This window comes from Epibacterium sp. ABV4_022 (assembly GCF_056159345.1).
This window is the reverse complement of sequence record NZ_JBSWVA010000001.1, coordinates 2,766,649-2,789,092: the sequence shown is the minus strand read 5'-3', so window position 1 is coordinate 2,789,092 and position 22,444 is coordinate 2,766,649. Positions and strand designations below refer to the sequence as shown.

Sequence of the window (22,444 nt, the reverse complement as noted above, 5' to 3'; positions counted from 1 at the left end):
ATCCAACCGGTCCCGATGCCCAGCATCAGGATCAGCAACGCGACATAGGCGATGGTTTGCACCGTTTTGGCCCCCAAGATTTCCCCAACATATTGAAACCTAGGGGATTGCAGGCGCGCCTGCTAGGGGGAAGTCCGCTTCGGGGGGCTCAGCCCTGCGGTTTTTTGCCAAATCGCCGCGGGCCGGGGGCTGATTTGCCGCCGGATGCGCCACCGGGTTTGCCCGCGCCTGCGCCGCCTGCGGGTTTGCCTCCGGACGGTTTGCCTGAGAAGGTTTTGCCAGAGAAGGTCTTGCCAGCAAAAGCCTTGCCCGCGCCCTTGCCAGCCGCTTTGCCCGTGGGGCGGCCCTTTGGGGCGCTGCCACTTTTGCCTGCCGGTTTTGCGCCGGGGGTTCCGCCGGGATTGCGCGGGCCACGTCCGGGGCGGGTGGGTTTTTTCTTGGCTTCACCGTCGCCCTCGGGGGCGGCCAGACCCAGCTGGTCACGCACCACGCGCGGGCGCAGTTCTTCGACCTCGCCTTCCTTCAGCGTGCCGAGTTGGAAAGGCCCGTAAGAGATCCGCAGCAGCCGGTTCACCGGGTAGCCGACCTCTTCCATGGCGCGGCGAATTTCGCGGTTCTTGCCTTCGCGCAGCCCGATGGTGAGCCAGGCGTTGGCGCCCTGCTGACGATCAAGGCTGACGGTCATTGGCTGGAAGCGTTCGCCGTCGATCACCACGCCTTTGCGCAGCACGTCGAATTCATGGTCCTGCGGTCGGCCATTGATGCGCACCCGGTAGCGGCGCAGCCAGCCGGTGGAGGGCAGCTCCAACTGGCGTTTGACGCCGCCATCGTTGGTCAACAGCAGCAGACCTTCGGAATTGAGGTCGAGACGCCCGACCGTCATCACCCGCGGCAGATCCTCGGGCAATTCGTCAAAGATCGTCCTGCGGCCTTTTTCGTCCGAATTGGTCGTCACCAGACCGGTGGGTTTGTAATAGAGCCACAGACGCGGGGCCTCTGCCTCGGGCAGGGGATTGCCATCCACCACGATGCGATCACTGCCGGTCACATTGAGCGCCGGGCTGTCGATCACCGCGCCGTTGACCGCAACGCGGCCCTCGGCAATCATCCGCTCCGCCTCACGGCGCGAAGCCACGCCGGCGCGCGAGAGCACCTTGGCAATGCGGTCGCCTTCAGCAGAGGGCCGCGCGTCCCCTGTTGCGCTTGCCTGCGGGGCTTTGGGACCGCGCGGCTTCGCTGAGGGTTTCGCCTGTGGCCGGGCGCCTTTGGCTGCGCGATGCGCGGAGGGGGAGGATGGGGTTTTCTTGCTCATGGCGCTGCCATAGCCTATTCGCGAGGGCGGCGAAAGCATCCATTGCAGGGGTGCGCGGCCGATAGTGCGGACGGTACGACGACGGAAAGGGGCATGGCACACATGGAGTTTCGATCCTTCATGGCAGAGGCGCTGGAAGAGGCGCAGGCCGCCGCTGCGCGCGGTGAGGTGCCGGTGGGTGCGGTGCTTGTCAGCCCCTCGGGCGAGGTGGTGGCGCGGGCAGGCAACCGAACGCGTGAACTCAACGATCCCACCGCCCATGCCGAGGTGCTAGTGATCCGCGCGGGCTGCGCGGCACTGGGCAGCGAGCGGCTGACGGGACATGATCTCTATGTGACGCTGGAGCCCTGCGCCATGTGTGCCGCTGCCATTGCCGCCGCCCGTATCGCGCGGGTGTACTACGGCGCGTCTGATCCGAAATCCGGTGGCGTGGCCCACGGGGCCTGCGTGTTCGATCACCCGCAAGCGCACCATGTGCCTGAGGTTTATGACGGGTTTTCCGCACCACAGTCAGAAGCGTTGTTGAGGGCCTTTTTTGCGAAACGGCGCGGATGAGCCTGCCCCCCACAGACCTGTTGCGCCGCTTCGGACTGAGTGCGCCGGAACTGGTCACTGAAACCACGCGCGCCAAGGTCTGGCGGGTGCAGCAGCAAACTGGCACGCAGGCAGCGCTGAAATACTATCCCGCCGGGCATATGGGAAATGAAACCAGTGGCTTAGCCTATATGGAGCGTGTCGAGGGTGCCGGGGTCGTTCGAGTATTTGCGCGGTCAACAGATGCAGTGGTGATGGAGTGGCTTCAGGGGCCATCGCTTGGGGAAATGGCGCGCAGACAGGACCCGGAGGCTGCGGATCGCGGGTTGACCGAGGTGGCTGCACGGTTGTTTGCAGCAGAGGTTTCCGCAGATGGGCTGCTGTCGGTGGCCGAAATCATGGCGCCGTTGCAGGATGCCTGTTTTACCGCGTCTGATGCGCGTGAGGCGCAGGAGATAGCGTGGACCTGCCTGGATCAGATGCAGCGCGGCGCGGTTGAGGTCGTCGCCCTGCACGGTGATCTCCATCACGATAACATCATTCACACGGCGCAGGGGCTGCGGGCTTTTGATGCCAAGGGATTGGCGGGGCCGCGGGCGTATGAACTGGCCAATGCGTTCCGCCATCCGCGCGGGTGTCACGCTTTTGCAGCGGATGCGCAGGTGATCCGGCACCGCGCGATCACTTGGGGGCGTGTGGCGGGTGGCGCACAGGAGCAGCTCAGATGGGCCATCGCCAAGCTGTTGCTCTCAATGCTCTGGTCCGGGCAGGAGGCCCCAAGAGAGCGTGCCTTGTTACGTCAAATGCTGAGGGTGGCTGAAAAGGGCTTGCCGGATTAGGTCACTTGTCCTAACTAGGCATTAGGACAAGTGACCTAATGGTCATATTCGCGCCTGTGTTATGTCTCAGCCGAGGATGAAGTGGCGATGCCCAGTACGAGAGAGCGGATCGTCGAACAGGCCGATGTGCTGTTTTATGAGCGTGGGTATGAGGCCACCTCGCTGGCCGATATTGCCGCGCCCCTGGGGCTGTCGCGCGGCAATTTCTACTATCATTTCAAGACCAAGGACGAGATTCTGGATGCGGTGATCGACCTGCGCCTGTCGCGCACAGCCGCGATGCTGACCGCGTGGGACGCCGAGGGCGACACGCCGCTGGCACGCATCACCTGTTTCATCCGCATCCTGATCCGCAACCGCGCCAAGATCATGTCATGGGGCTGCCCGGTGGGCACATTGATGAGCGAGCTTTCAAAGCTTGAACACATCGCCCACGCGCGTGCGGCGGAGCTGTTCACACTCTTCATAGACTGGCTCGCGGTGCAATTTCGCAGCGCCGGTGTGGAACGCGACGCCAAGGCGCTCGCCACGCATCTGATGGGCCGCAGTCAGGGCGTCGCAGCGCTGGCACAGGCCTTTGGCGACGAGACGCTGATCGAGGCGGAGGTCGCGCAGATGACGGATTGGGTGGCGCAGCAAATCGCGGCGCAACCCACAGATTATTCATAAAGGGAGGGAGGGTCGCTTTGTTTGTGATCTTTTTAAAATTCGCCGAAGAGAAGACCCGCGCCGGAGACGCTATGGAGGCGCATAAAGCATGGCTGGCGCAGGGGTTTTCCGATGGGATTTTCCTTGCGGCGGGCTCTTTGGACGATGGCGCAGGGGGCGCGATCCTTGCTTACGGCGAAGATCGCGACGCCCTGGAGGCGCGGGTGGCGGCAGACCCTTTTGTGCAGGAGGGAATTGTCACGGCTGAGATCACCGGATTTACGCCCGCGCGCACCGATGCGCGGCTGGGGTTCCTGAAGGTAGCCGCATGAGCCGCGTTGTCACGAGCACGGATGGCCGGCAGCGCTGTGCTTGGTCGGCCACGGCACCGGAGTTTGATGCCTACCACGATGCGGAGTGGGGCTTTCCGGTGGGGGACGACCGGCGGCTGTTTGAGAAGATCTGTCTGGAGAGTTTCCAGTCCGGCCTCAGTTGGCGCACCATCCTGTCAAAACGCGAGAACTTCCGCGCCGCCTTCGACGGCTTCGACTATCACAGGATGGCGGGGTATGGCCCGGAGAACGTCGCCGCATTGTTGCAGGACGCGGGCATCATCCGTCATCGCGGCAAGATCGAGGCGGTCATCAATAATGCCGCGCGCGCAGTCGATCTGGAAGCCAGCGAGGGATCTCTGGCCGCATTCTTCTGGCGTTACGAGGTCAAGACACCCCCAGAGCCGCAGACCGTTTCCACCTGCCCAGAGTCCGTGGCGCTGTCGAAGGACTTGAAAAAACGGGGCTGGAAATTCGTCGGACCAACCACCTGTTTTGCCTTCATGCAGGCGATGGGGCTGGTCAACGATCACGCCGAGGGCTGCTATTGTCGCCCGCTGGCGACTGAGGCGCGCCGGGCGTTTTCAGTTCCTCTCTGACGATTGGCCTGTGACCATTGGCCTGAAACTGCAGATGGCCGCGTAAATTTACGACAGCCCCCGCAAAAACGGGGGTTTACCATGCGACTGCCGGGTTTGAGGGATTTCGCTTTGGGCTTCGCCCAAAGCGACCCGCGCCGCGCGCCCTTCGGGCGCGCGGCGCTTGGCCCAACGGGAAGCGTGGTTTTTTATAAACCGCGCTGACGGGCGGGAGGTCACCCGCCTGCCTGTGAAGCCGACCTGTGAGGGGCAGGGTTATTTCACCACGATTTCGCGCGGCACATCGACCAGAGCTTCGCCGCCATTTGGGGTCACCACAAATGTCTCTGTGATCGCCATCCCCCAGTCCGGGGTCCACAGACCCGGCATCAGGTGGAACGTCATGTTTTCTTCGAGCTTGGTGGTATCGCCTGGACGCAGCGACATGGTGCGCTCGCCCCAATCCGGCGGGTAGCTGAGGCCGACCGGATAGCCGGTGCGGTTGCCCTTGATGTAGCCCGCGCGGCCAAAGCTCTCATAGACGCAGGCGGCGACCTCTTCGCAGGTGACACCGGGTTTGGCGACCGCGAATGTATCTTCGATCGCTTGCAGGATTGCCTTTTCCCCGCGGCGGATGTCCTCTGGCGGGCTGCCGAGGAACAGGGTGCGGCTGATCGGGCAATGATAGCGGCGCACGCAGCCCGAGATCTCGAAATAGGTCGCCTCGCCGGGGGCGAGCGGGCGGTCATTCCAGGTGATATGCGAGGCGGAGGCCTCTATGCCCGAGGGCGCGATGGGGGAGATTGCCGGATAATCCCCGGCCAGAAGCGGCAGACCCTCGATGCCCGCGGCCTGCACCCGAGCCACCAGCGCGTTCTTGGCAATGCCTTCGTTGAACTCGGCCCGCAGCACCCCGTGCATATGCGCCGAGAGCTTGCCTGCCGCCTGCATCAGTTGCAGTTCCTGTTCGCTTTTGACAGCGCGTTGCCAGTTCACAAGGCCCGTGGCATCCGCAAAGGCATCGCGGCCAAAGGCGGTCTCCAGAATCTCATGGCTGCGGGCGGAGTAATAGTAGTTGTCCATCTCCACGCCGATGGCCTCGGTCCAGCCATATTCGCGCAGCAGATCCACCAGCGAGTCAAACGGGTGATGATCGGGATGCTGGACGTGTTCTTCGGGCCAGTCAAAGAGATGATCGGCCTCCAGCCAGGTGGTCAGTGCGGCGCCGGGCTTGTCCTGGGTGCGGCCCCACCACATCGGCATGCCGTTCTCATGAAGAATCACCGCCTGCGGGACGTAAAAGCTCCAGCCGTCGTAGCCGGTGAGCCATGCCATGTTGGAAGGATCGCAGATCACCAGTGTTTTAAGGCCCTGTGCTGCCATGGCGCGGCGGGTCTTTTCCAGTCTGCGGGCGTATTCGGTGGTGGTAAAATCGTTGGCGGGCATTAGAACTCGATGTCTTTCATTACCTGTGGCTCGATGACGTTGACGCCGGGAAGCCCGTCAATCAAGTCCTGTGCGCTCTGTTCCAGCAATGGAAATGTGCGATAGTGGCAGGGAATGACCGTTTTGAAGGCAAAATAGCGCTTGGCGGCATAGGCGGCGGCCTTCATGTCCATGGTGAAATGGCCACCAGCCGACAGGATGCCGATGTCGGGCCTGTAGTAGTCTCCCATCCAGTCCATATCGGCCATGATGTCGGTGTCCCCCGAGACATAGATCGTCTGTCCCTCGGCGCGGATCATATAGCCCACTTCGCTGCCGGCGGTGCGCAGCCCGTCGCGGGTGGAAAACGTGTTGGAATGCGACGCGGGCACCATCGACACGCGGGTCTCGCCCACATCGACCGTGCCGCCCTTGTTGAAGCCCACGGTTTCCACGCCCTCGGTTTCGCCCCAAAAGCCCATCAGGTCATATTGGCCGATGATCGGGATCGAAAGATGTCTGGCAAGGCCGAGTACATCCGCCACATGGTCGAAATGCGCGTGGGTCAGCAGGATATGGGTGGCCCCTTTGGTGGCGGCGGCGTGCTGGCTTTCTTCCAGCATCGGATTGCCGGTCAACCAGGGGTCGATGAGGAGGGTGGTCTCGCCGGTTTCCAGACGAAAGCCGCCATGACCAAGCCAGATCAGTTTCATGAGCGTTTCCCCGCAGTCTATATATGAGGTGTTTGGAGTGTCTTTATCGCGACCCTATCAGGGGATCAGGAAAAATCCATGGATCTGACGCAAGAGATTGACGCCTATTGTGAGCGCCTTGGCCCCGGCCTCTGGGCGGAGCCGCTGAATGCGGTGACCAACCTGGCCTTTGTGATCGTTGCGGGGATCATGTGGCAGCGCACCGGAGGTGCAGGACAAGGGCGGGTCATGGCGCGGGTGCTCTGCCTGCTGATGGCGGCGATCGGGATTGGCAGCGGACTGTTTCACACCGTTGCGCAGGCCTGGGCCGCGCTTGCGGATGTGCTGCCGATCGCCCTGTTCATACTGACCTATCTGTTTGCCGTGCACCGGGATGTGCTGCGCTTGCCGTCTGTCTGGGCGTTCGGCGCAACGGCGATGTTTCTTCCCTATGCGGCCTTGGCGGGCAGCGTCTTTGCGCAGGTAAGCTGGATCGGAGGATCCGCAGGCTACGCGCCGGTACCGCTGCTGATCCTGATTTACGGCATTGCGCTGCGCCAGCGCTTGCCTGCGGTATCACGCGGGTTCCTTGTCGGAGCCGGACTGTTGATCCTGTCCCTGGTGTTTCGAACGACGGATCTGCCGGTCTGCGGCGCGTTCCCGTCCGGCACGCATTTTCTCTGGCATCTGCTGAATGCGGCGATGCTCGGCTGGATGATCGAGGTCTATCTCCGCCACCAGCGCGCACAGGGCTGAACGCAGACGCAGGGGCAGCGCTCCCGCCCGCTCTCATGCCCCTTTGGGGCCTTGCGATCCGTTGGGCCGAGCGCGCGCGGACAGCTGTGCTGTCCGCGCGCGGGTCGCATCGGGCACAGCCCGATGCGAAACACCTCAGTCGGCGCTGGGATTTGAACCGCGCGGGCGGAGAATTCCCGAGGCAGGCTTGCGGCGCGCAGGCGCGAGCGGTAAACGCGTGGACAAGACGAGATGAGGGTTATTGATGTCGATTGACCAAAGCACAGCCGCGAAAGTGGCCAAACTGGCCCGGATCAAGGTCGAAGAGGACGCTCTGCCTGCGCTGGCAGAGGAGTTCAACACGATCCTCGGGTTCATCGAGCAACTGAACGAAGTGGATGTCGAGGGCGTCGAGCCGATGACCTCCGTCACCCCGCAGCGCCTCAAGCGCCGCGAGGATGTGGTCACCGACGGCAACCAGCAGGACAAGGTGCTGGCCAATGCCCCCGATGCCCGCGAAGGCTTCTTTGCTGTGCCCAAGGTTGTGGAGTAAGACATGTCTGACCTGAACAAACTGGGCCTTGCAGAGGCCCGCGATCTGCTGCGCAAGGGTGACACCACCTCTGTCGAGCTGACCGAGGCCTGCCTCAACGCCATCGACGGGGCTGATGCGCTCAACGCGTTTGTGCATAAAACCCCCGAGATCGCGCTGGAACGTGCCAAGGCGGCGGACGCGCGTCTTGCCGAGGGCGATGCCCCCGCCATGTGTGGCCTGCCCATCGGCATGAAGGATCTGTTCTGCACCAAAGGTGTCGACAGTCAGGCGGCGTCGAACATCCTCAAAGGCTTCAAGCCCGAATATGAATCCACCGTCTCGCAGAAGCTGCAGGACGCAGGCGCGGTGATGCTCGGCAAGCTCAACATGGACGAATTTGCCATGGGCTCCTCGAACGAGACCTCCGCCTATGGCAATGCCATCAGCCCATGGCGGCGCGGCGCGGAAGAGACCCCGCTGACGCCCGGTGGGTCTTCGGGTGGCTCGGCGGCGGCTGTGGCGGCAGACCTGTGCCTTGCGGCAACCGGCACCGATACGGGCGGCTCTATCCGCCAGCCTGCGGCCTTCACCGGCACTGTCGGCATCAAACCCACCTACGGGCGCTGCTCGCGCTGGGGCATCGTGGCCTTTGCCTCCTCGCTGGATCAGGCCGGGCCGATGACCAAGAACGTGCGCGACGCGGCCATCATGCTGGAGGCCATGTGCGGCCATGACGCCAAGGATTCGACCTCTGCGGACCTCGCGGTCCCCAATTTTGAGGCGATGCTGACCGGCGACATCAAAGGCAAGAAAATCGGCATCCCGCGCGAATACCGCATGGACGGCATGCCCGCCGAGATTGCCAAGCTCTGGGATGAGGGCGCGGCGATGCTCAAGGCTGCGGGCGCCGAGATCGTAGACATCTCGCTGCCGCACACAAAATACGCGCTGCCCGCCTATTACGTGATTGCCCCGGCTGAGGCCTCTTCGAACCTCGCGCGTTACGACGGTGTGCGCTACGGCCACCGGGCCTCGCTGGCGCAGGGGGACGGCATCACCGAGATGTACGAGAAAACCCGCGCCGAAGGCTTTGGCCACGAGGTGCAGCGCCGCGTGATGGTCGGCACCTATGTGCTGTCGGCGGGGTTCTATGACGCCTATTACAACCGTGCCCGCAAGGTCCGCACCCTGATCAAGAAGGACTTCGAGGATGCCTTTGCCGCAGGTGTGGATGCGATCCTGACCCCGGCGACGCCCTCTGCAGCCTTTGGCCTTGGCGAGATGAATGACGAAGATCCGGTCAAGATGTACCTGAACGACGTCTTCACCGTCACCGTGAACCTTGCCGGGCTGCCGGGGATTTCGGTGCCAACCGGTGTCGACACCCAGGGCCTGCCGCTGGGGCTGCAACTGATCGGACGGCCGTGGGAAGAAGGGGATCTTCTGAATACCGCCTATGCGCTGGAGCAATCCGCCGGCTTTGTGGCCAAGCCCGCGCAGTGGTGGTAAGACAGGCGGCAACGACAGACAGAGCAGACAGGTGACACCCATGCGAGTACTGGCAACCCTAGCGGCGGTGAGTGCGATTGCACTCGCGGCCTGTAGCCCGCAGGTACCCGACAGCGCCGCCGGGGTCGGGGATGAGACCAGCCCCTTTAACGCGCCGCCCGAAGTGGAGGCGGGGCGCACGCTGAATGGTGATCCGCTGGTGCCACCGGCACGCCTGTCTGACGAAACATCAGCCAATAACGCCAATTGGCAACAGCCGCGCCCATCGGGCGCGGCGGCGTCCAATGATGATATCGCCCGCGAGGCGGCGGCCGCAATTTCCGCTGCGGGGCAGAACTCCGGCCAGGCTCCGCTGGACGCGAGCCCCTCCAATCCGGCGCCGTCGCTTGTCGGCAATCCCGGGATTTCGGACGAGAACAGTTTCGAGGCGGTGGCGGCCCGGCAAACCATCGAAAGCGATGCGGAGCGCATCGCCCGCCAGCGCGCCCAATACGAGGTGGTGGCCCCCACCGCGGTGCCAGAGCGTCCGCGCGATCTGTCGCCAAATATCGTGCGCTACGCATTGTCCACCTCGAACCCGCGCGGTCAGCGGATCTACAGTCGCACCGGCATCAACATGCAGGCGCGTTCGCAGCGCAATTGCGCGCAATATGCGTCTGCCGACCTCGCACAGGCAGCTTTCCTGGAGATGGGCGGGCCAAAACGCGACCGCAAGGCGCTGGACCCGGATGGGGATGGCTACGCCTGCGGTTGGGATCCGGCGCCCTTCCGCGCGGCTGTGCGTGCACAGGGCAACTGATCCCCCGACATGACTACGCTGGCCCCAATCTGGCATCCGAGCCCGAATTTCGGGCCCCGGCGCGATGGTCTGCGGCCGCATCTGATCGTGCTGCATTACACTGCCATGCAGAGCGCCGATGCAGCACTCACGCGGCTATGTGATCCCGCATATGAGGTCTCGGCTCATTACCTGATCGGCGGCGATGGCAGACTTTGGCAACTGGTCGCGGAAGACCAGCGCGCCTGGCACGCGGGCGCAGGCGAATGGGATGGCCAGCAGGACATCAATTCGCGCTCGATCGGGGTTGAACTGGACAATCGCGGCGATCATCCGTTTTCCGAACCGCAAATGCGGACGCTGGAGGCGCTGCTGCCGCAGATCATGACGCGCTGGGAGATTGCGCCCGAAGGGGTGATTGGCCATTCAGACCTTGCGCCTGGGCGCAAATGGGATCCGGGGCCGCGCTTCGACTGGCAGCGGCTTGCGACCCTCGGATTTGCGCGGCCGGCCAGCCGGTCACATGCCGCCACCGCCGCCACACCGCAAACCTTGCGCGAGGCAGCTCAGGCCTGCGGGTTCACCGCCGAGGTTGACGATGCCACGCTTCTGGAGGCCGTGCGTCTGCGCTATCGGCCCTGGGGGGAGGGGGCGCTGTGCCGCGACGACCTCATCCCGCTTCTGGACTGATTTTCACCTTCTCACAAATATCCTGGGGTGAATGCGCATCCGCGCAGAGGGGCAACGCCCCTCAGACCCGTGCCACCTTGACGCAACGCCCCCGCAGGCGTAGGCAGGCCGCGCGCAGAGAGCCGGATGGCCGCGTTGGGGCACACGCCCCCGCGAGGAAAGTCCGGACTCCCTGAAACAACGGTGCCGGGTAACGCCCGGGCAGGGCAACCTGACGGAAAGCGCCACAGAAATGAGACCGCCTCGCCGCTCTGGAGGTTCGCCAAAGGATGCGACGGGGTAAGGATGAAACGGTGGGGTAAGAGCCCACCGCGCCGCTGGCAACAGGGGTGGCACGGCAAGCCCCACCGGGAGCAATGCCAAATAGGGCCTCCGCGCGGGCCGGGTCGGGCAACCGAGACCGCCGCTAGGGATGTTTCACCCGAGAGAGGCCGGGTTGGCAGCTAGAGGCGTCCGGCAACGGGCGTCCCAGAAGAATGGTCATCAAACCCTGCCTTTCGGGGCAGGGGGAACAAGATCCGGCTTACAGGCTCTCTGCGCAAAACACCCTCGTCGCACAGGCGGGATCATCGCAAGTCCCCCCGGAGGCGCGATTTTAGCGAGAGCTGCAATTTAGCCGGGCGAATCCTATTGACACTCGCCGCCACGAAGGTAAAAGCGCACGCTCATATAGGAATTAGACCCGAGAGGCCCCCTGCCTTTTCGGACGCAGGAGAAGCACAATGGCGAAGCCGACGACCATCAAAATCCGCCTGAACTCGACCGCGGGCACGGGCCACTTCTACGTGACCAAGAAAAACGCGCGCACCATGACCGAGAAAATGACCATTCGTAAATACGACCCGGTCGCGCGCAAGCACGTCGAGTACAAAGAAGGCAAAATCAAGTAAGCCTTTCGGGGTCCCATCAGGATCTCTTGATTTGAAAAGGGTCGCGCATCTGCAGCGGCCCTTTTGCTTTGAAGGGGTCAGCTATCTGGCCGCCACGCGGACCATCGGCCAATGGTTTCGCGCCTCCGCAGAAAAGGGGCATGCCATGTTTCGGATCAGAGCGGCCACACCGGATGATCACGCCGCGGTGGAGCGCCTGTTGGCGGACAGTTACCCCAGGCTCCTGCAGGGGGCTTATCCGTCGCCGGTGCTGGCGGCTGCGCTGCCCAAGCTGATCCGGGCCAAGCCGGAACTGTTACAAAGCGGGACGTATTTTCTGGCGATTTGCAAACGTGATGACCGTGTCCTGGGCGCCGGTGGGTGGACTGCGGATCCGTCCCGGGCAAGTCAGGGCCATATCCGTCACGTGGCGACAGCCCATGACAGCGTGCGTCGCGGCGTGGGGCGGGCGGTACTGGAGCACGCGCTTGCCTCTGCCCGCACGGCTGCGGTCCGGGATATGGTCTGTCATGCGACCCTGCCGGCGGTGCCATTCTACCGGGCTCTTGGGTTCGTGGAACAGGGCCGCACCGAGCTGGAGTTGGCGCCGGGGCTCGGTTTTCCGGTGGTGGTGATGCATCAGACGCTGTCTGACTGATGCTGGCGATCCCGTTGAGTTTTCTAAAATCCGCCGGGAATGGCGTCACGCGGTCCCCTGCAGTGCACAGTCTTGCCATATTTCAACATCAAACCGGGGCTGTGGTGTGAGAGACGTTTAGGGGTAAGTGTCATGCGCAAGCTGTTTGGATTATCGCTACTGGTGGTGTTGTTGCCTGCTGCGGCGGCGGTCACGGGAGAGCGGGATACGGTGATGTATCTGGAGGCTCCGGCCCGGATCACGGTCGCGCCGCTCTGAGATCCTGCTCGTCCAAGGGGGGAGGCGCCCCCGGCGTTGCCAGGGTGACTAGGGGCGACCTTCGGAGCTGCAGGCCCACCCGGCTCAGCCGCGGGTGTGGGGCTCCGCCCGCCACTCGGCCATGGTGATCACCGGCGCTAGCCCAAAATGGCGCATCAATGCCGCTGAGGCCGCGTTGAAGGGCGCATAGGTGACACCGATCACATCGGCCCCTTTCTCAAGAGCGTCCTGCTTCATGCGCGTCATCAACGCCTTGCCAACACCGATCCGGCGCAAGGCCGGTGCGACCGTGATGTGGTGCACCATTGCGCGCCGCTCTGCCGGGCGCACGGGCAGGGCGGGACGATCCTCCACTTCATAGATCAGATAGCCCATGATGGCGTCCTGCGGGCTGACGGCCGTAAGGGCGTGGACGTTGGGCTGTGCCAGCCAGTCCTCAAGCCAGCTGCACAGATTGTCGGTGTCGGGCTGGGCGGTGTATCGTTCAGGCTGATGCGCGACATGCAGCGCGTGCAGATCCTGCAACAGGGGCACCAGAGATGCGGCCCGGTCGGGGCCAATGGGTTCAATCTTCATCGGTCAATCCTTGGGTCGTGTCGAAATCAAATCACGGATCTGAAAAAGAAAAGGGGCGGATCGATCTGATCCGCCCCGGCTGTCTGTCAGTTGGGAGTGTGCGGTTATTCGCGGTTCCCAAGCAGCTGGAGCAAGAACATGAACATGTTGATGAAGTCCAGATAGAGGCTCAACGCGCCCATGATCGCCGACTTCGCCAGCCAGTCCTGGTCACCGGCGTGGACCATCTCCAGGTAGTCGTTCTTGATGCGCTGGGTGTCATAGGCGGTCAGACCGGCAAAGATCAGCACGCCCAGTACCGAAATCGCAAAGGCCATCGCAGAGGAGGCCAGGAAGATGTTCACCACCGAGGCCACGATCAGGCCGATCACGCCCATGATCAGGAACGATCCCATGCCGGACAGGTCTTTCTTGGTGGTGTAGCCCACCAGCGACAGACCCGCAAAGGCGATGGAGGTGATCAGGAACACCTGCGCGATGCTCTCGCCGGTGAACACCACGAAGATCGAAGAGATCGACAGGCCCATCAGAGCGGCAAATGCGTAGAACACCAGCTGCACGCCCGCGGCGGAGAGGCGCTTTACCGCAGCGCCAAAGCCGAAGAAGACAAAGGCCAGCGGGGCGAACATGATCACCCACCTCAGCGGCGAACCATAGATCGCGTAGCCGAAGTTGGTCAGGTAGGTGTCGCTGCTCAGCTGCGCGACGGCCGCGGACGGATCGGAGGTGACCGAGAGGCCCGCGATCGCCCAGGCGGCGAGGAATGTGATGAGTGTGCCCACGGACATGGTGCCGTAGACCTTGTTCATGTGGGCGCGAAGCCCGGCGTCGATCTCGGCGCTGCGCGCACCGGCAGCAGATCGAATGCTGTCAAACTGTGCCATGTATCATGGTCTCCGTCTAGATTCTCCCTCAGAGCACACCCGCGACGCGGATCTGCCTGTTGCCCTGAATATTGGCATTTGTGCCCGCCGGTTCAAGGGTTTCCGGGCAGGATCAGGGCAAAAGCGAAGCCACAATTATAGATTTTTTGCCGGAACCGGTCAGGGGGTGTCGGTTGGGCCGGTTCCGGCGGCTGTTGTACGTGTGTATCGGGTCATGTGGGTGGGCTCAGCGCATCCAGTGTTCCGGGGCATCCCACATGCTGCGCCGGGCTTCGGCATCGGCCTGCGCGCGATCAATGCCGATGTCCTTGAGCTGCGCATCGCTGAGTTGCGCCAGGTTGTGACGTTGCCGGCGCAGGGCCAGGGCCGCGCCCAGCCTTGAGAATACGGACGCCCGGCGCTGGGGCAGGCAGGTGTATTGGGACAGACTATTTGCCATGACGGATCTCCATAGATTGTTTTGTGATGAGTTGTCGTTGTTGCATCACTGGTATTGATCTATATGGGAAGAATGTGCCATTCTTAAAACGAATGATTTTGAAGGTGTCCATCAAGGAGTGTGATAATGAGAAATCTGGACGTCACCACGCTGCGCTCGTTCGTAGCGGTCGCCGACACCGGCGGTGTCACGCGCGCGGCATCTTTCCTGCATCTGACGCAATCGGCAGTGTCGATGCAGCTCAAACGTCTCGAAGAGATGCTGGGCGTGGAGCTGCTGGATCGCACGGGGCGCAATATCGGCCTGACCGCGGCCGGCGAACAGCTCTTGGGGTTTGCGCGCAAGATGCTGAGCCTCAATGACGAGATCATCACCCGCCTGACCGATCAGGCCTTTGAGGGGGAGGTGACGCTGGGGGTGCCGCACGATGTGGTGCATCCGGTGATCCCGATGGTGATGCAGCGCTTCAATGTGCAGTTCCCGCGGGTGAAGGTGAATCTCTGCACCTCCAACACGCGCGATCTGAAGATGGACTTCGATCAGGGGCGGTTTGACCTGATTGTCACCACCGAGAGTTCTGCGGGCGCGGGGGGGGAGACCATCCACCAGATGCCGTTGCGCTGGATCGGGGCATTGAGCGGCCAGACCTGGCGTCAACGACCGCTGCGCATCGGTTTCTGCCGCAATTGTATCTTCCGCAGCCTCGCGACGGCGGCGCTCGATGATGCGGGCATCCCGTGGGAAATGGCGGTGGACAGCGAGTCCGACCGCACGGTCGAGGCGACCGTCAGCGCCGATCTGGCGGTGGGCGTGCTGCTGGAGGGCACCCAGCCCGCGCACCAGCAGGTGATCGATCACGGCGGCAGCCTGCCCACATTGCCGGTCCAGCACATCAATCTCTATGGATCAGACCGGGCGCGCGCCCAATATGTCGAGCACCTCGCCGGTCTGATCCGTCAGGGGTTCTCCGGCCTGTCGCAGCCGGGCCTGCGCGCCGTTGGCACCGATATGGTCAGCCCGGGTGCGCAGCTCGGGGTTGTATGACCACCTTGCCGGTGGCCGCGCGGGTTCGGATCAACTCCAGCCCCCGCGCGGTTTCGCTCAACGGCAGCCGATGGCTGATGTGCGGGGTGATCTGCCCCTCCGCCAGCCAGGTCATCAGCGTGCTGAACGTGTCCTGTCCCATCTCGGGGCGTAGCTTCACCAGTCCGCCGAGGTAGAAGCCGATCACGGTCAGGTTCTTGACCAGCAGATGATTGGCCGGGATCTGTGGCACCTCGCCGCCGGCAAACCCGATCGGAATCAGACGCCCGCCCGGATTGGTGGCCCGAAACGCCGCCGTCCAGGTGTCGCCGCCCACCGCGTCATAGACCACATCGGCCCCGCCCAGGTCCTTGACCCGTTGCCGCAGGTCGTCTGCGGCATCGATCAGGTGATCTGCGCCGGCAGCCTTGGCCACCGCCAGTTTGTCCGCGCCCCGGGCCTGAGCAATCACGGTCGCGCCAAGGCGCTTGCCGATCTCGACCGCGGTCAGCCCCACGCCGCCAGCCGCCCCGGTAACCAGCAGGGTTTCCCCGGCCTTCAGACGCGCCTGGTGCTGAAGCGCCAGCAGGCTGGTGCCGTAGGCGATCAGCGATGCGGCCGCATCGTCAAAGCTGACCGCATCCGGAAGGTGAACCGCCCGGGCCGCGTCAAAGACCCCGTATTCGGCCAGCCCGTCCTGGCCACAAAACACGGCCACGCGATCCCCGATTTCGAAATTCGAAATATCAGATCCGAGTTTTGTAATGATTCCGGCGCATTCCAGCCCCGGCGTAAAGGGCAGCGGCGGCGTGTCCTGATAGCGTCCCTCGGTCATCAGGAGATCAGCAAAGTTCAGGGCGCAGGCGTGAATTTCAATCTGAATTTCCCCCTGTTCAGGATCCGGTATTTCGACCTGTTGCAGCTGGCCGGGGGTCTCGTGTTTTCCTATACGAAAGGATAGCATGCCTCTTTTCCTTACTGATTCGCTCTTGATTGATTCGGTCAAAACGCTGCTTCGTAAACCGGCAAAAAACGGCTCACCATTTATGGGGAGACGCCATTCGCCGTCGTCTTACCGTATTTCGCGCTAATTTTTGATGCATTAAATCATATGTTTGAGGGGCGAGCCCGTTGCGCGCGTGCTGCTTTACTTGAATTCAACCAAGAAGGGCGTACACTTTCCACAATACTGAACTTCTGACCCGAAACAAATGAACTCCGATGACGAATTGATGCGCCATCGGTACGTGGTTCCGGAAATGGTCGTAATGTAACGTGGCAGGCTTCTGGAATGCCGTAACTGGGAGAATAACAAAATGGCACATCCCGTCGATACACATGTGGGGAAACGCATTCGTCATCGCCGCTGGTTGATCGGAATGACGCAACAGCAATTGGCGGAAAAGGTTGGCATCAAGTTTCAGCAGATCCAGAAGTACGAAACCGGTGCAAACCGCGTCAGTGCTTCGCGGCTGTGGGATATTTCCGATGCGCTCGACGTGAATGTCAGCTTTTTCTTCGAAGGGTTGCAGGACGAGGACAAGGCCGTGGCCGAAAAGGCGCGTGTGCCCGCGGATCTGATGGGCGACAAGGAGGCACTCGATCTGGTGCGGTCCTACTACGCCATCCCGGAGAACCAGCGCCGTCGCCTGTTCGAACTGGCCCGCGTGCTGAGTGACGTCGCCTGAGAGCCAAGCTGACGTCGATGTAATCAGAAAGGCCGCTCTCCGGGCGGCCTTTTGTCATGTGGGATGTGCAGGGCGATGCGTTGACGTCGGCTTTGGGCTTGATTGCCCTGACGTGCCATGGCACGCGACGGGGACCAGCCCTGCAATGACCGGAGCCCGTTTTCATGACCACTTCCGAGACCTTGTCCGATCTGGACGTTGCGCGCCGCCTCGCCGATGCGGCACGCGCGGTGATCCTGCCGCATTTCCGCAATACGGCGACCACGGCGGATAACAAGCTCGCGGCGGGCTTTGATCCGGTGACGGTGGCGGATCGCGCCGCCGAAGAGGCGATGCGCGCCGTGCTGGCGGAGCTGCGCCCCGAAGACAGTATTCTGGGCGAGGAATTTGCGCCTACCGCAGGAAGCAGCGGGCGGACTTGGGTGCTCGACCCGATCGACGGCACGCGCGGTTTCATCAGCGGCACGCCCACTTGGGGGGTGCTGATTGCGCTGTCGGATGCAAACGGTCCATTGCTGGGCGTCATTGATCAGCCCTATATTGGTGAGCGGTTCGAGGGCTGCCGGGGGCATGCGCAGGTGATCGGCCCCCATGGCACGCGGCCGCTGGCGACCCGCAGGACAGAGACCCTGGATGAGGCAATCCTGTTCACCACCTTTCCGGAGGTCGGCACCGCTGCGGATCGCGCCGGGTTTGAGCGTGTCGCGCGCCACGCCAAACTGACTCGCTACGGGATGGATTGCTACGCCTATGCGCTGCTGGCGGCGGGGACGGTGGATCTGGTGATCGAGGCCGGATTGAACGCCTATGACATCCAGGCCCCCATTGCCGTGATCGAGGCCGCAGGCGGCATCGTCACCAATTGGGAGGGCGGCCCGGCCCATGACGGCGGCCGCGCGCTTGCCGCCGCAAACCCGGAGATTCACGCGGCCGCACTGGCACAGCTGCGGGAGGCTTGATCACAGCCGAGCCCGCCCCGGGCACTTGATGGCAAGCGGAGAAACAGTTTTTCCGATTGTCCGGCTTGCCCCGGATGCGGGCGCTGGGCTAGCAATGGACCCGCGCCGAGTCCTTTGCCCGTATTCCGTCGGCGTCTCTTCACCTCCACCTTATGAAACGGGCAGATTTTGGAGCGTGAAGCCATGACTGATTTTCTACTCAAGAACGCCGAAACCCTGCTGACCATGGATGATGACCGGCGGGTGTTGAAATCCGCCGACATCCGGGTGCGGGACGGCGTGATCGCCGAGATCGGGCACGACCTGCAAGGCGCAGAGGCAACCGTGGACGCCAGTGGCACCGTGGTGACGCCGGGGCTCGTCAACACTCATCACCACCTCTATCAGAACCTCACCCGCGCCGTGCCGGGCGGGCAGGATGCGCTGCTGTTTGGGTGGTTGCAGACCCTCTATCCGATCTGGTCGCGCATGGGGCCGGAGCATTTGCAGATCTCCACCCAGCTTGGTCTGGCAGAGCTGGCGCTGTCGGGATGCAGCCTGACCTCGGATCATCTCTATCTCTTTCCCAACGGTGGACGGCTGGACGACACCATCCATGCCGCCGCCGAGGTGGGGCTGCGGTTTCATCCCACCCGGGGCGCAATGAGCATTGGCGAAAGCGACGGCGGCCTGCCGCCCGATGCCCTTGTGGAGCGCGAAGCCGACATCCTTGAGGACATGATCCGGGTGGTGGATGCGTTCCACGATCCCGGCGAAGGCTCCATGTGCCGGGTGGGGCTGGCGCCCTGTTCGCCATTCTCGGTCAGCCGGGAACTGATGCGCGACGCGGCGGTGCTGGCGCGCGACAAGGGCGTGATGCTGCACACCCATCTGGCGGAAAATGACGAGGACATCGCCTATAGCGAGGCCAAATTTGGCTGCCGCCCCGGTCAATACGCCGAGGAACTGGGCTGGACCGGCGATGATGTCTGGCACGCGCATTGCGTGAAACTGGACGGGCAGGAGATTGATCTCTTTGCCAAAACCCGCACCGGCGTGGCTCATTGTCCCTGTTCCAACTGCCGCCTTGGCAGCGGCATCGCGCCGGTGCGCCAGATGCGGGATGCGGGCGTCAAGGTGGGGCTGGGGGTCGATGGCTCTGCCAGCAACGATATTGCCAACCTTTGGGACGAGGCGCGACAGGCGATGTTGCTGCAACGGGTCGCCAATGGCGCGGATGCCATGTCCGCCTATGAGGCACTGGAGATTGCCACCCGGGGCGGTGCGGATGTGTTGGGTCGGCCCGATTGCGGGCGTATTGCAGTCGGCAAACGCGCGGATCTGGCGGTCTGGGATGTCTCTGGCCTTGCATCCAGTGGCAGCTGGGATCCGGCGGCATTGGTTCTGGCGGGGCCGCGACAGGTGCGCGATCTCTTTGTAGAGGGGCGTCAGGTGGTGGCTTGGGGCCGTATGACCACGCTGGACCTCTCGGCGGTGATCCGTCGGCATGGCGAGATGACGCAAGCTCTGGCCAACGGGGCCTGAGCGTTTGGTTTGAAGGTTGGAGGATGCGAGGCGCTGCCTCGCGCTCCGGGATATTTTGAGTTAGAAGAGCTTGGGGTGGCGCCGTGGCGCCGCCCTTTGTTATTTCATTGGGGTTTCAGCGGGGCCTTCAGTGGGCCTTGCGGCCATTGATGCGGACCTCGGATATGGCGCGATCATCGCCCATCATCAGCGTGGGGAACAGCGCTTCCCAGAGGTCATTCGCACGGTTGGCGCGCTGGGCAATGGCTGGGGTTGAGGCAAGATCGAGCACCACCAGATCGGCCTCCATACCCACCGCGAGATTGCCCACCTTGTCCTGAAGTCCGAGCGCTGTGGCAGAGCCCTGGGTCGCCAGCCACAGCAGTTGCGCCGCATGCAAAGGCGTGCCGCGCAGTTGAGCGACCTCATAGGCGGCGGCCATGGTGCGCAGCATTGAAAAGCTCGACCCACCACCGGTGTCGGTCGCGAGGCCAATGCGTTGCCCGTCCTGTATCAGCCCCTGCATGTCAAAAAGGCCGGAGCCGATGAAAGTATTGGAGGTGGGGCAATGAATGAGGCTTGCGCGGGTCTCGCGCAGCCGGTCGCGTTCGCGCGGTTCCAGATGGATGGCGTGGCCAAAGAGAGCGCCTTCGCCCAGAAGGCCAAATTGTTCGTAAGTGTCGAGATAGTCGCGCGCCTCGGGGTACAGGCTGCGCACCCATTCAATCTCGTCAAGTTGCTCGCTCAGATGCGTTTGCATCAGGCAGGTGGGGTGCGCGGCCCAAAGCGCGCCGAGTGCGTCGAGCTGTTCCGGCGTTGAGGTGGGCGAAAACCGCGGCGTGATGGCGTAGGTGATCCGGTCGACACCGTGCCAGCGCTGGATCAGCGCGGCGCTGTCGTCATAGGCGCTCTGCGGCGTATCGCGCAGACCCTCGGGGGCGTTGCGGTCCATGCAGGTCTTGCCTGCAACCACGCGTTGCCCGCGCGCCTGCGCGGCCTGAAACAGCGCTTCGACGCTTTCGGGATGGATGGTGCAGTAGCTCGCCACCGTCGTGGTGCCGCAGGCGGTGGTCAGATCCAGATAGCGCGCCGCGATCTCTGCCGCATACCCCGCATCGCCAAACCGCATTTCCTCGGGGAAGGTGTAGGTATTGAGCCAGTCGATCAGCCGCTTGCCCCAGCTGGCGATGATCGCGGTCTGCGGATAATGCACATGGGCGTCGACAAACCCCGGCACGATCAGCTTGTCGCCATGGTCGATGATCTGCGCCTCCGGCAGTGCCTTGACCAATGCCGCCTTGGTGCCGAGCGCCACGATCTTGCCGCCGCGCAGGCCGATCGCCTCGTATTGGTCGATCGCCGCCTCCGGCCCGGCCGCATCAAAGGGCGACGCCGAAAAAGAGAGCACCCGGCCCAGCACTATCAGATCTTGTTCCATCGCCGCATCACACCTGTTGTCAAATCACGCAGACACAGGATAGGCCGCAGTGGCGCAGGGGTAAATTGCTGACGCACCGTTGTTTTCCCCCGCGGGCATCCTTTAGACAGGAAGTCGGAAAAACCGGAGGGCTGCGGATGACGACTGGCGAGAACACCCCCGAAGCAGAGGTCACGGGCGAAGACGCCTACGAGCTGGATCGCAAGCGGGTCGCGCAGATCCTCTTTGCCCTGGATCGGGATGACCGGGAGGCGCTGGTCGAGCTGATGGAGCCGCTGCACCCGGCCGACATCGCCGACCTTCTGGAACAGATCAACGCCTTTGACCGGGGCCGGCTGATCCGGCTCTACGACAAGGAGTTCGACGGCGACATCCTGTCGGAACTGGATGAATCCATCCGCGAGGAGGTCATTTCCGCCCTGAACCCGCAGGTTCTCGCCGACGCGGTGCGCGACCTCGACAGTGACGATGTGGTCGACCTGCTCGAAGACCTGGAAGAGCCGCAGCAGGTGGCCATCCTCGGCGCGCTCGAAGACAGCGACCGGGTGGCGATCGAACAATCGCTGGCCTATCCGGAAAACTCCGCAGGCCGCCTGATGCAGCGCGAGGTGGTGACCGCGCCCGAACACTGGACCGTGGGGCAGGCCATCGACCATATGCGCGAGGCAGAAGAGCTGCCCGAGCAGTTCTATCACGTGGTCATCGTGGACCCGCGCATGCATCCTGTCGGGCAGGTGACCCTGGGCCGGCTGATGAGTTCGCGCCGCACCAAACCCCTGATCGAGATCCTGGAGGAGACCTTTCAGGTCATCCCGGCGGCGCAGGACGAAGAAGACGTGGCCTATGCCTTCAACCAGTATCACCTGATCTCCGCGCCGGTGGTGGACGAGGACGGGCGGCTTGTCGGCGCCATCACCATCGATGATGCGATGGCGGTGCTGGACGAGGAACACGAAGAAGACATCCTGCGTCTGGCCGGTGTCGGCGAGGGCAGCCTCTCGGACAATGTGTCCGAGACCACCAAACAGCGCTTTCCCTGGCTTGCGGTCAATCTGGTCACCGCGATCTTTGCCTCACTGGTGATCGCGCAATTCGAGGCAACGATCGCGCAGTTTGTGGCGCTGGCGGTGCTCATGCCCATCGTGGCCTCCATGGGTGGCAATGCGGGGACGCAATCGCTGACGGTGGCCGTGCGCGCGCTGGCGACCCGCGACCTGACCGGATCAAACGTCTGGCGGGTGATCCGGCGCGAGGTGCTGGTGGGGCTGATCAATGGCGCCATCTTTGCACTGGTGATGGGCATCATCGGGGTGGTCTGGTTCGGCACGCCGATGCTTGGCGTGGTGATCGCTGCCGCAATGGTGATCAACCTTGTCGTCGCGGGGCTCGCGGGCACGGTGATCCCGGTTATTCTCGACCGCATCGGTGTCGACCCGGCGCTGGCCTCGGGCGCATTTGTGACCACGGTGACGGATGTTGTGGGCTTTTTCGCCTTCCTGGGCCTTGCGGGTGCGATACTGCTGTAACAGGTCGGCAGGAGCA

26 protein-coding genes and 1 other RNA gene are annotated in these 22,444 nt (G+C 63.2%); 19 read left to right on the top strand and 8 right to left on the bottom strand.

Annotated elements, in window-relative coordinates; all coding sequences use genetic code 11:
- Positions 1 to 148 precede the first annotated feature (148 nt).
- Positions 149 to 1,312: a pseudouridine synthase gene (locus ACXAF5_RS13225; protein ID WP_474946932.1), complete on the bottom strand. Its 1,164-nt coding sequence runs from the start codon at positions 1,310 to 1,312 to the stop codon at positions 149 to 151.
- Between the two features lie 102 nt (positions 1,313 to 1,414).
- On the opposite strand from ACXAF5_RS13225, the gene ACXAF5_RS13220 reads away from it, so the two are divergent.
- The 5 genes from ACXAF5_RS13220 to ACXAF5_RS13200 all read left to right on the top strand — a co-directional run bounded on the left by ACXAF5_RS13220 (position 1,415) and on the right by ACXAF5_RS13200 (position 4,264).
- Positions 1,415 to 1,867, top strand: coding sequence for a nucleoside deaminase (locus ACXAF5_RS13220; protein ID WP_474947834.1), 453 nt, complete (start codon positions 1,415 to 1,417; stop codon positions 1,865 to 1,867).
- The gene (locus ACXAF5_RS13215) at positions 1,864 to 2,685 is read left to right on the top strand and encodes an aminoglycoside phosphotransferase family protein (RefSeq protein WP_474946931.1); all 822 of its coding nucleotides are present in this window, start codon (positions 1,864 to 1,866) and stop codon (positions 2,683 to 2,685) included. The genes ACXAF5_RS13220 and ACXAF5_RS13215 overlap by 4 nt, the downstream gene beginning before the upstream one ends.
- Before the next feature lie 87 nt (positions 2,686 to 2,772).
- On the top strand, positions 2,773 to 3,354 hold the full coding sequence (locus ACXAF5_RS13210; protein ID WP_474946930.1) for a TetR/AcrR family transcriptional regulator: 582 nt from the start codon (positions 2,773 to 2,775) through the stop codon (positions 3,352 to 3,354).
- 23 nt (positions 3,355 to 3,377) lie between these two features.
- Positions 3,378 to 3,665 carry a YciI family protein gene (locus tag ACXAF5_RS13205; RefSeq protein WP_474947833.1) on the top strand — a complete coding sequence of 96 codons (288 nt, stop codon included), beginning with the start codon at positions 3,378 to 3,380 and terminating at the stop codon, positions 3,663 to 3,665.
- On the top strand, positions 3,662 to 4,264 hold the full coding sequence (locus ACXAF5_RS13200; protein WP_474946929.1) for a DNA-3-methyladenine glycosylase I: 603 nt from the start codon (positions 3,662 to 3,664) through the stop codon (positions 4,262 to 4,264). The genes ACXAF5_RS13205 and ACXAF5_RS13200 overlap by 4 nt, the downstream gene beginning before the upstream one ends.
- 255 nt (positions 4,265 to 4,519) lie before the next feature.
- Here the strand turns inward: ACXAF5_RS13200 and ACXAF5_RS13195 are convergent, their stop codons facing one another.
- Both ACXAF5_RS13195 and ACXAF5_RS13190 read right to left on the bottom strand, forming a co-directional pair.
- Positions 4,520 to 5,689 carry a M24 family metallopeptidase gene (locus ACXAF5_RS13195; RefSeq protein ID WP_474946928.1) on the bottom strand — a complete coding sequence of 390 codons (1,170 nt, stop codon included), beginning with the start codon at positions 5,687 to 5,689 and terminating at the stop codon, positions 4,520 to 4,522.
- Positions 5,689 to 6,381 (bottom strand): metal-dependent hydrolase, encoded by a 693-nt coding sequence (locus tag ACXAF5_RS13190; protein ID WP_474946927.1) that lies wholly within the window; start codon positions 6,379 to 6,381, stop codon positions 5,689 to 5,691. Before ACXAF5_RS13190 ends, ACXAF5_RS13195 begins: the two co-directional genes overlap by 1 nt.
- Before the next feature lie 78 nt (positions 6,382 to 6,459).
- Between ACXAF5_RS13190 and ACXAF5_RS13185 the strand changes: the two genes are divergently transcribed.
- The 9 genes from ACXAF5_RS13185 (at position 6,460) to ACXAF5_RS13145 (ending at position 12,392) form a co-directional block, all read left to right on the top strand.
- Positions 6,460 to 7,116, top strand: a complete 657-nt coding sequence (locus ACXAF5_RS13185; protein WP_474946926.1) for a ceramidase domain-containing protein — start codon at positions 6,460 to 6,462, stop codon at positions 7,114 to 7,116.
- 244 nt (positions 7,117 to 7,360) lie between these two features.
- The gene (gene gatC, locus ACXAF5_RS13180; protein ID WP_005679979.1) at positions 7,361 to 7,648 is read left to right on the top strand and encodes an Asp-tRNA(Asn)/Glu-tRNA(Gln) amidotransferase subunit GatC; all 288 of its coding nucleotides are present in this window, start codon (positions 7,361 to 7,363) and stop codon (positions 7,646 to 7,648) included.
- A gap of 3 nt (positions 7,649 to 7,651) precedes the next feature.
- Positions 7,652 to 9,139: an Asp-tRNA(Asn)/Glu-tRNA(Gln) amidotransferase subunit GatA gene (gene gatA / locus ACXAF5_RS13175; RefSeq protein WP_474946925.1), complete on the top strand. Its 1,488-nt coding sequence runs from the start codon at positions 7,652 to 7,654 to the stop codon at positions 9,137 to 9,139.
- A 40-nt stretch (positions 9,140 to 9,179) separates the two neighbouring features.
- Positions 9,180 to 9,938: a hypothetical protein gene (locus tag ACXAF5_RS13170; RefSeq protein WP_239321015.1), complete on the top strand. Its 759-nt coding sequence runs from the start codon at positions 9,180 to 9,182 to the stop codon at positions 9,936 to 9,938.
- 9 nt (positions 9,939 to 9,947) lie between these two features.
- Complete coding sequence (locus ACXAF5_RS13165) at positions 9,948 to 10,607, top strand: N-acetylmuramoyl-L-alanine amidase (RefSeq protein ID WP_474946924.1); 660 nt, start codon at positions 9,948 to 9,950, stop codon at positions 10,605 to 10,607.
- 114 nt (positions 10,608 to 10,721) lie between these two features.
- Positions 10,722 to 11,149, top strand: an RNA gene (rnpB, locus tag ACXAF5_RS13160) — RNase P RNA component class A.
- 180 nt (positions 11,150 to 11,329) lie between these two features.
- Complete coding sequence (rpmG, locus tag ACXAF5_RS13155) at positions 11,330 to 11,497, top strand: 50S ribosomal protein L33 (RefSeq protein WP_010441901.1); 168 nt, start codon at positions 11,330 to 11,332, stop codon at positions 11,495 to 11,497.
- A 145-nt stretch (positions 11,498 to 11,642) separates the two neighbouring features.
- Positions 11,643 to 12,134 carry a GNAT family N-acetyltransferase gene (locus tag ACXAF5_RS13150; RefSeq protein ID WP_474946923.1) on the top strand — a complete coding sequence of 164 codons (492 nt, stop codon included), beginning with the start codon at positions 11,643 to 11,645 and terminating at the stop codon, positions 12,132 to 12,134.
- A gap of 132 nt (positions 12,135 to 12,266) precedes the next feature.
- Positions 12,267 to 12,392: a hypothetical protein gene (locus ACXAF5_RS13145; protein WP_255734522.1), complete on the top strand. Its 126-nt coding sequence runs from the start codon at positions 12,267 to 12,269 to the stop codon at positions 12,390 to 12,392.
- Positions 12,393 to 12,476: 84 nt separating this feature from the next.
- Here ACXAF5_RS13145 and ACXAF5_RS13140 read toward each other — a convergent pair whose 3' ends face one another.
- The 3 genes from ACXAF5_RS13140 to ACXAF5_RS13130 all read right to left on the bottom strand — a co-directional run bounded on the left by ACXAF5_RS13140 (position 12,477) and on the right by ACXAF5_RS13130 (position 14,291).
- Entirely contained in the window at positions 12,477 to 12,968 is a 492-nt protein-coding gene (locus tag ACXAF5_RS13140; RefSeq protein WP_474946922.1) for an N-acetyltransferase family protein, read from the bottom strand.
- Between the two features lie 104 nt (positions 12,969 to 13,072).
- Positions 13,073 to 13,852, bottom strand: a complete 780-nt coding sequence (locus ACXAF5_RS13135) for a Bax inhibitor-1/YccA family protein (RefSeq protein ID WP_239321026.1) — start codon at positions 13,850 to 13,852, stop codon at positions 13,073 to 13,075.
- Positions 13,853 to 14,078: 226 nt separating this feature from the next.
- Positions 14,079 to 14,291, bottom strand: coding sequence for a DUF1127 domain-containing protein (locus tag ACXAF5_RS13130; protein WP_474946921.1), 213 nt, complete (start codon positions 14,289 to 14,291; stop codon positions 14,079 to 14,081).
- Between the two features lie 126 nt (positions 14,292 to 14,417).
- Here ACXAF5_RS13130 and ACXAF5_RS13125 point away from each other — a divergent pair, with 126 nt between their 5' ends.
- Positions 14,418 to 15,335 carry a LysR family transcriptional regulator gene (locus ACXAF5_RS13125; protein WP_239321032.1) on the top strand — a complete coding sequence of 306 codons (918 nt, stop codon included), beginning with the start codon at positions 14,418 to 14,420 and terminating at the stop codon, positions 15,333 to 15,335.
- Here ACXAF5_RS13125 and ACXAF5_RS13120 read toward each other — a convergent pair.
- Positions 15,304 to 16,278, bottom strand: a complete 975-nt coding sequence (locus ACXAF5_RS13120) for an NADPH:quinone oxidoreductase family protein (protein ID WP_474946920.1) — start codon at positions 16,276 to 16,278, stop codon at positions 15,304 to 15,306. The genes ACXAF5_RS13125 and ACXAF5_RS13120 overlap by 32 nt on opposite strands.
- A 352-nt stretch (positions 16,279 to 16,630) precedes the next feature.
- On the opposite strand from ACXAF5_RS13120, the gene ACXAF5_RS13115 reads away from it, so the two are divergent.
- The 3 genes from ACXAF5_RS13115 to ACXAF5_RS13105 all read left to right on the top strand — a co-directional run bounded on the left by ACXAF5_RS13115 (position 16,631) and on the right by ACXAF5_RS13105 (position 19,485).
- Positions 16,631 to 17,002, top strand: coding sequence for a helix-turn-helix domain-containing protein (locus ACXAF5_RS13115; protein ID WP_239321038.1), 372 nt, complete (start codon positions 16,631 to 16,633; stop codon positions 17,000 to 17,002).
- A gap of 164 nt (positions 17,003 to 17,166) precedes the next feature.
- A complete protein-coding gene (gene hisN / locus ACXAF5_RS13110) occupies positions 17,167 to 17,961 on the top strand; it encodes a histidinol-phosphatase (RefSeq protein WP_474946919.1) in 795 nt (264 codons plus the stop codon).
- 183 nt (positions 17,962 to 18,144) lie between these two features.
- Complete coding sequence (locus tag ACXAF5_RS13105) at positions 18,145 to 19,485, top strand: 8-oxoguanine deaminase (RefSeq protein WP_474946918.1); 1,341 nt, start codon at positions 18,145 to 18,147, stop codon at positions 19,483 to 19,485.
- A gap of 127 nt (positions 19,486 to 19,612) precedes the next feature.
- Here the strand turns inward: ACXAF5_RS13105 and guaD are convergent, their stop codons facing one another.
- Positions 19,613 to 20,902 (bottom strand): guanine deaminase, encoded by a 1,290-nt coding sequence (gene guaD / locus ACXAF5_RS13100; protein ID WP_474946917.1) that lies wholly within the window; start codon positions 20,900 to 20,902, stop codon positions 19,613 to 19,615.
- Between the two features lie 137 nt (positions 20,903 to 21,039).
- Here guaD and mgtE point away from each other — a divergent pair, with 137 nt between their 5' ends.
- Entirely contained in the window at positions 21,040 to 22,428 is a 1,389-nt protein-coding gene (mgtE, locus tag ACXAF5_RS13095; RefSeq protein WP_474946916.1) for a magnesium transporter, read from the top strand.
- Positions 22,429 to 22,444: the final 16 nt, after the last annotated feature.

What these genes read in the sequence shown, in the direction of transcription:
- gatA (WP_474946925.1), top strand. Translation starts at nt 7,652, where the DNA reads ATGTCTGACCTGAACAAACTGGGCCTTGCAGAGGCCCGCGATCTGCTG.
- gatC (WP_005679979.1), top strand. Translation starts at nt 7,361, where the DNA reads ATGTCGATTGACCAAAGCACAGCCGCGAAAGTGGCCAAACTGGCCCGG.
- ACXAF5_RS13200 (WP_474946929.1), top strand. Translation starts at nt 3,662, where the DNA reads ATGAGCCGCGTTGTCACGAGCACGGATGGCCGGCAGCGCTGTGCTTGG.
- ACXAF5_RS13210 (WP_474946930.1), top strand. Translation starts at nt 2,773, where the DNA reads ATGCCCAGTACGAGAGAGCGGATCGTCGAACAGGCCGATGTGCTGTTT.
- ACXAF5_RS13220 (WP_474947834.1), top strand. Translation starts at nt 1,415, where the DNA reads ATGGAGTTTCGATCCTTCATGGCAGAGGCGCTGGAAGAGGCGCAGGCC.
- ACXAF5_RS13190 (WP_474946927.1), bottom strand. Translation starts at nt 6,381, where the DNA reads ATGAAACTGATCTGGCTTGGTCATGGCGGCTTTCGTCTGGAAACCGGC.
- ACXAF5_RS13120 (WP_474946920.1), bottom strand. Translation starts at nt 16,278, where the DNA reads ATGCTATCCTTTCGTATAGGAAAACACGAGACCCCCGGCCAGCTGCAA.
- hisN (WP_474946919.1), top strand. Translation starts at nt 17,167, where the DNA reads ATGACCACTTCCGAGACCTTGTCCGATCTGGACGTTGCGCGCCGCCTC.
- ACXAF5_RS13115 (WP_239321038.1), top strand. Translation starts at nt 16,631, where the DNA reads ATGGCACATCCCGTCGATACACATGTGGGGAAACGCATTCGTCATCGC.
- ACXAF5_RS13130 (WP_474946921.1), bottom strand. Translation starts at nt 14,291, where the DNA reads ATGGCAAATAGTCTGTCCCAATACACCTGCCTGCCCCAGCGCCGGGCG.
- ACXAF5_RS13215 (WP_474946931.1), top strand. Translation starts at nt 1,864, where the DNA reads ATGAGCCTGCCCCCCACAGACCTGTTGCGCCGCTTCGGACTGAGTGCG.
- ACXAF5_RS13105 (WP_474946918.1), top strand. Translation starts at nt 18,145, where the DNA reads ATGACTGATTTTCTACTCAAGAACGCCGAAACCCTGCTGACCATGGAT.
- ACXAF5_RS13140 (WP_474946922.1), bottom strand. Translation starts at nt 12,968, where the DNA reads ATGAAGATTGAACCCATTGGCCCCGACCGGGCCGCATCTCTGGTGCCC.
- ACXAF5_RS13225 (WP_474946932.1), bottom strand. Translation starts at nt 1,312, where the DNA reads ATGAGCAAGAAAACCCCATCCTCCCCCTCCGCGCATCGCGCAGCCAAA.
- ACXAF5_RS13185 (WP_474946926.1), top strand. Translation starts at nt 6,460, where the DNA reads ATGGATCTGACGCAAGAGATTGACGCCTATTGTGAGCGCCTTGGCCCC.
- ACXAF5_RS13195 (WP_474946928.1), bottom strand. Translation starts at nt 5,689, where the DNA reads ATGCCCGCCAACGATTTTACCACCACCGAATACGCCCGCAGACTGGAA.
- ACXAF5_RS13165 (WP_474946924.1), top strand. Translation starts at nt 9,948, where the DNA reads ATGACTACGCTGGCCCCAATCTGGCATCCGAGCCCGAATTTCGGGCCC.
- ACXAF5_RS13170 (WP_239321015.1), top strand. Translation starts at nt 9,180, where the DNA reads ATGCGAGTACTGGCAACCCTAGCGGCGGTGAGTGCGATTGCACTCGCG.
- ACXAF5_RS13150 (WP_474946923.1), top strand. Translation starts at nt 11,643, where the DNA reads ATGTTTCGGATCAGAGCGGCCACACCGGATGATCACGCCGCGGTGGAG.
- guaD (WP_474946917.1), bottom strand. Translation starts at nt 20,902, where the DNA reads ATGGAACAAGATCTGATAGTGCTGGGCCGGGTGCTCTCTTTTTCGGCG.
- mgtE (WP_474946916.1), top strand. Translation starts at nt 21,040, where the DNA reads ATGACGACTGGCGAGAACACCCCCGAAGCAGAGGTCACGGGCGAAGAC.
- ACXAF5_RS13135 (WP_239321026.1), bottom strand. Translation starts at nt 13,852, where the DNA reads ATGGCACAGTTTGACAGCATTCGATCTGCTGCCGGTGCGCGCAGCGCC.
- ACXAF5_RS13125 (WP_239321032.1), top strand. Translation starts at nt 14,418, where the DNA reads ATGAGAAATCTGGACGTCACCACGCTGCGCTCGTTCGTAGCGGTCGCC.
- ACXAF5_RS13145 (WP_255734522.1), top strand. Translation starts at nt 12,267, where the DNA reads ATGCGCAAGCTGTTTGGATTATCGCTACTGGTGGTGTTGTTGCCTGCT.
- rpmG (WP_010441901.1), top strand. Translation starts at nt 11,330, where the DNA reads ATGGCGAAGCCGACGACCATCAAAATCCGCCTGAACTCGACCGCGGGC.